This window comes from Phytopseudomonas straminea (assembly GCF_900112645.1).
Lineage (GTDB): Bacteria > Pseudomonadota > Gammaproteobacteria > Pseudomonadales > Pseudomonadaceae > Aquipseudomonas > Aquipseudomonas straminea.
The window spans coordinates 1-5,481 of the sequence record NZ_FOMO01000019.1; the positions used below are offsets into that span (position 1 = coordinate 1).

The 5,481-nt window shown below is 51.6% G+C and carries 2 tRNA genes and 3 rRNA genes; all 5 read left to right on the forward strand.

From position 1 onward, the window contains the following. Positions 1-229: 229 nt before the first annotated feature. The 5 genes from BM279_RS23015 to rrf all read left to right on the forward strand — a co-directional run bounded on the left by BM279_RS23015 (position 230) and on the right by rrf (position 5,427). A 16S ribosomal RNA gene (locus BM279_RS23015) occupies positions 230-1,765 on the forward strand. Between the two features lie 85 nt (positions 1,766-1,850). Then, positions 1,851-1,927: transfer RNA gene (locus BM279_RS23020), tRNA-Ile, on the forward strand. 19 nt (positions 1,928-1,946) lie between these two features. Then, positions 1,947-2,022: transfer RNA gene (locus tag BM279_RS23025), tRNA-Ala, on the forward strand. A gap of 260 nt (positions 2,023-2,282) precedes the next feature. After that, positions 2,283-5,174: ribosomal RNA gene (locus tag BM279_RS23030) — 23S ribosomal RNA — on the forward strand. Positions 5,175-5,311: 137 nt separating this feature from the next. Further along, positions 5,312-5,427, forward strand: a 5S ribosomal RNA gene (rrf, locus tag BM279_RS23035). Together the 16S, 23S and 5S rRNA genes with 2 tRNA genes alongside form the textbook arrangement of a ribosomal RNA operon. Positions 5,428-5,481 lie beyond the last annotated feature (54 nt).

Consider the following 5,481-nt stretch of genomic DNA (forward strand, 5'->3'; position numbering starts at 1 on the left):
AAAACAGCTTGACAGCAAATGAGGGTGCTGTAAGATGCGCGCCTCGGTTGAGACGAAAGCTTCAGCCAAACGTTCTTTAACAACTGAATCAAGCAATTCGTGTGGGTGCTTGTGAGTTAAGACTGACTGATCGCAAGATTATCAGCATCACAAGTAACACTCGTGAATTCGAGAGTTTTTTGCGATTGCTGAGCCAAGTTTAGGGTTTTCTCAAAACCCAAGCAGTATTGAACTGAAGAGTTTGATCATGGCTCAGATTGAACGCTGGCGGCAGGCCTAACACATGCAAGTCGAGCGGTTGAGGGGAGCTTGCTCCCTGATTCAGCGGCGGACGGGTGAGTAATGCCTAGGAATCTGCCTATTAGTGGGGGACAACGTTTCGAAAGGAACGCTAATACCGCATACGTCCTACGGGAGAAAGCAGGGGACCTTCGGGCCTTGCGCTAATAGATGAGCCTAGGTCGGATTAGCTTGTTGGTGAGGTAATGGCTCACCAAGGCGACGATCCGTAACTGGTCTGAGAGGATGATCAGTCACACTGGAACTGAGACACGGTCCAGACTCCTACGGGAGGCAGCAGTGGGGAATATTGGACAATGGGCGAAAGCCTGATCCAGCCATGCCGCGTGTGTGAAGAAGGTCTTCGGATTGTAAAGCACTTTAAGTTGGGAGGAAGGGTTGTAGATTAATACTCTGCAATTTTGACGTTACCGACAGAATAAGCACCGGCTAACTCTGTGCCAGCAGCCGCGGTAATACAGAGGGTGCAAGCGTTAATCGGAATTACTGGGCGTAAAGCGCGCGTAGGTGGTTTGTTAAGTTGGATGTGAAAGCCCCGGGCTCAACCTGGGAACTGCATCCAAAACTGGCAAGCTAGAGTACGGTAGAGGGTGGTGGAATTTCCTGTGTAGCGGTGAAATGCGTAGATATAGGAAGGAACACCAGTGGCGAAGGCGACCACCTGGACTGATACTGACACTGAGGTGCGAAAGCGTGGGGAGCAAACAGGATTAGATACCCTGGTAGTCCACGCCGTAAACGATGTCAACTAGCCGTTGGAATCCTTGAGATTTTAGTGGCGCAGCTAACGCATTAAGTTGACCGCCTGGGGAGTACGGCCGCAAGGTTAAAACTCAAATGAATTGACGGGGGCCCGCACAAGCGGTGGAGCATGTGGTTTAATTCGAAGCAACGCGAAGAACCTTACCTGGCCTTGACATGCTGAGAACTTTCCAGAGATGGATTGGTGCCTTCGGGAACTCAGACACAGGTGCTGCATGGCTGTCGTCAGCTCGTGTCGTGAGATGTTGGGTTAAGTCCCGTAACGAGCGCAACCCTTGTCCTTAGTTACCAGCACCTCGGGTGGGAACTCTAAGGAGACTGCCGGTGACAAACCGGAGGAAGGTGGGGATGACGTCAAGTCATCATGGCCCTTACGGCCAGGGCTACACACGTGCTACAATGGTCGGTACAAAGGGTTGCCAAGCCGCGAGGTGGAGCTAATCCCATAAAACCGATCGTAGTCCGGATCGCAGTCTGCAACTCGACTGCGTGAAGTCGGAATCGCTAGTAATCGTGAATCAGAATGTCACGGTGAATACGTTCCCGGGCCTTGTACACACCGCCCGTCACACCATGGGAGTGGGTTGCACCAGAAGTAGCTAGTCTAACCTTCGGGAGGACGGTTACCACGGTGTGATTCATGACTGGGGTGAAGTCGTAACAAGGTAGCCGTAGGGGAACCTGCGGCTGGATCACCTCCTTAATCGAAGATCGCAGCTTATTCATAAGCTCCCACACGAATTGCTTGATTCATTGTAGAAGACGATGCTGTAACGCGACCCTGTTATAGGTCTGTAGCTCAGTTGGTTAGAGCGCACCCCTGATAAGGGTGAGGTCGGCAGTTCAAATCTGCCCAGACCTACCAATTCAGGTGCAGATGATACGGGGCCATAGCTCAGCTGGGAGAGCGCCTGCCTTGCACGCAGGAGGTCAGCGGTTCGATCCCGCTTGGCTCCACCACTTTCTGGTTGCAGTCGTTAACGAGTAAGAGTTCAGAAATGAGCATTCTCTGCAGAGGCAGGGTGAATGTTGATTTCTGGTCTTTGACCAGTCGAAACATCGTTCTTTAAAAATTTGGGTATGTGATAGAAGTGACTGATTGATTACTTTCACTGGTAATTAATCTGGTCAAGGTAAAATTTGCGTTGTTCTCAAGTGCAAATTTTCGGCGAATGTCGTCTTCACGTTATAGACAGTAACCAGATTGCTTGGGGTTATATGGTCAAGTGAAGAAGCGCATACGGTGGATGCCTTGGCAGTCAGAGGCGATGAAAGACGTTGTAGCCTGCGATAAGCTTTGGGGAGTCGGCAAACAGACTGTGATCCAGAGATCTCTGAATGGGGGAACCCACCTAGCATAAGCTGGGTATCATGCACTGAATACATAGGTGCATGAGGCGAACCAGGGGAACTGAAACATCTAAGTACCCTGAGGAAAAGAAATCAACCGAGATTCCCTTAGTAGTGGCGAGCGAACGGGGACTAGCCCTTAAGTTGATTAGAGTGTAGTGGAAGGCTCTGGAAAGTGCCGCCGTAGTGGGTGATAGCCCCGTACACGAAATGCTCTTATCAATGAAATCGAGTAGGACGGAGCACGAGAAACTTTGTCTGAATATGGGGGGACCATCCTCCAAGGCTAAATACTACTGACTGACCGATAGTGAACCAGTACCGTGAGGGAAAGGCGAAAAGAACCCCGGAGAGGGGAGTGAAATAGAACCTGAAACCGTATGCGTACAAGCAGTGGGAGCCTACTTTGTTGGGTGACTGCGTACCTTTTGTATAATGGGTCAGCGACTTATATTCAGTGGCGAGCTTAACCGAATAGGGGAGGCGTAGCGAAAGCGAGTCTTAATAGGGCGTTTAGTCGCTGGGTATAGACCCGAAACCGGGCGATCTATCCATGGGCAGGTTGAAGGTTAGGTAACACTGACTGGAGGACCGAACCGACTACCGTTGAAAAGTTAGCGGATGACCTGTGGATCGGAGTGAAAGGCTAATCAAGCTCGGAGATAGCTGGTTCTCCTCGAAAGCTATTTAGGTAGCGCCTCGTGTATCACTGCTGGGGGTAGAGCACTGTTTCGGCTAGGGGGTCATCCCGACTTACCAAACCGATGCAAACTCCGAATACCAGCAAGTGTCAGCACGGGAGACACACGGCGGGTGCTAACGTCCGTCGTGAAAAGGGAAACAACCCAGACCGTCAGCTAAGGTCCCAAAGTTATGGTTAAGTGGGAAACGATGTGGGAAGGCTTAGACAGCTAGGAGGTTGGCTTAGAAGCAGCCATCCTTTAAAGAAAGCGTAATAGCTCACTAGTCGAGTCGGCCTGCGCGGAAGATGTAACGGGGCTCAAACCATACACCGAAGCTACGGGTTCAACGTAAGTTGAGCGGTAGAGGAGCGTTCTGTAAGCCTGTGAAGGTGAGTTGAGAAGCTTGCTGGAGGTATCAGAAGTGCGAATGCTGACATGAGTAACGACAATGCGAGTGAAAAACTCGCACGCCGAAAGACCAAGGTTTCCTGCGCAACGTTAATCGACGCAGGGTGAGTCGGCCCCTAAGGCGAGGCAGAAATGCGTAGTCGATGGGAAACGGGTTAATATTCCCGTACTTCTAATTACTGCGATGGAGGGACGGAGAAGGCTAGGCCAGCACGGCGTTGGTTGTCCGTGTTTAAGGTGGTAGGCTGGTTTCTTAGGTAAATCCGGGAGATCAAGGCCGAGAGCTGATGACGAGTTGTCCTTTAGGACGATGAAGTGGTTGATGCCATGCTTCCAGGAAAAGCTTCTAAGCTTCAGGTAATTAGGAACCGTACCCCAAACCGACACAGGTGGTTAGGTAGAGAATACCAAGGCGCTTGAGAGAACTCGGGTGAAGGAACTAGGCAAAATGGCACCGTAACTTCGGGAGAAGGTGCGCCGGTGAGTGTGAAGGGTTTACCCCGTAAGCACATGCCGGTCGAAGATACCAGGCCGCTGCGACTGTTTATTAAAAACACAGCACTCTGCAAACACGAAAGTGGACGTATAGGGTGTGACGCCTGCCCGGTGCCGGAAGGTTAATTGATGGGGTTAGCTAACGCGAAGCTCTTGATCGAAGCCCCGGTAAACGGCGGCCGTAACTATAACGGTCCTAAGGTAGCGAAATTCCTTGTCGGGTAAGTTCCGACCTGCACGAATGGCGTAACGATGGCGGCGCTGTCTCCACCCGAGACTCAGTGAAATTGAAATCGCTGTGAAGATGCAGTGTATCCGCGGCTAGACGGAAAGACCCCGTGAACCTTTACTATAGCTTTGCACTGGACTTTGAGCTTGCTTGTGTAGGATAGGTGGGAGGCTTTGAAGTGGGGACGCCAGTTCTCATGGAGCCATCCTTGAAATACCACCCTGGCAACCTTGAGGTTCTAACTCTGGTCCGTTATCCGGATCGAGGACAGTGTATGGTGGGTAGTTTGACTGGGGCGGTCTCCTCCTAAAGAGTAACGGAGGAGTACGAAGGTGCGCTCAGACCGGTCGGAAATCGGTCGTAGAGTATAAAGGCAAAAGCGCGCTTGACTGCGAGACAGACACGTCGAGCAGGTACGAAAGTAGGTCTTAGTGATCCGGTGGTTCTGTATGGAAGGGCCATCGCTCAACGGATAAAAGGTACTCCGGGGATAACAGGCTGATACCGCCCAAGAGTTCATATCGACGGCGGTGTTTGGCACCTCGATGTCGGCTCATCACATCCTGGGGCTGAAGCCGGTCCCAAGGGTATGGCTGTTCGCCATTTAAAGTGGTACGCGAGCTGGGTTTAGAACGTCGTGAGACAGTTCGGTCCCTATCTGCCGTGGACGTTTGAGATTTGAGAGGGGCTGCTCCTAGTACGAGAGGACCGGAGTGGACGAACCTCTGGTGTTCCGGTTGTCACGCCAGTGGCATTGCCGGGTAGCTATGTTCGGGAAAGATAACCGCTGAAAGCATCTAAGCGGGAAACTTGCCTCAAGATGAGATCTCACTGGAACCTTGAGTTCCCTAAAGGGCCGTCGAAGACTACGACGTTGATAGGCTGGGTGTGTAAGCGTTGTGAGGCGTTGAGCTAACCAGTACTAATTGCCCGTGAGGCTTGACCATATAACACCCAAACAATTTGGCTGTTAGACGGTTGAAGTCGACAGTAATGCCGAAGATTTGCGAGAACACGCAATACCAACTGACATCACATACCCAATTCGCTGCAGCGGCTAAACCCCGAGGCAGCAACCAGTTTGCTTGACGACCATAGAGCGTTGGAACCACCTGATCCCATCCCGAACTCAGTAGTGAAACGACGCATCGCCGATGGTAGTGTGGAGCTTCTCCATGTGAGAGTAGGTCATCGTCAAGCTTCTATAAGAAACCCCAGATCTCGACAGAGGTCTGGGGTTTCGTCTTTTCGGGC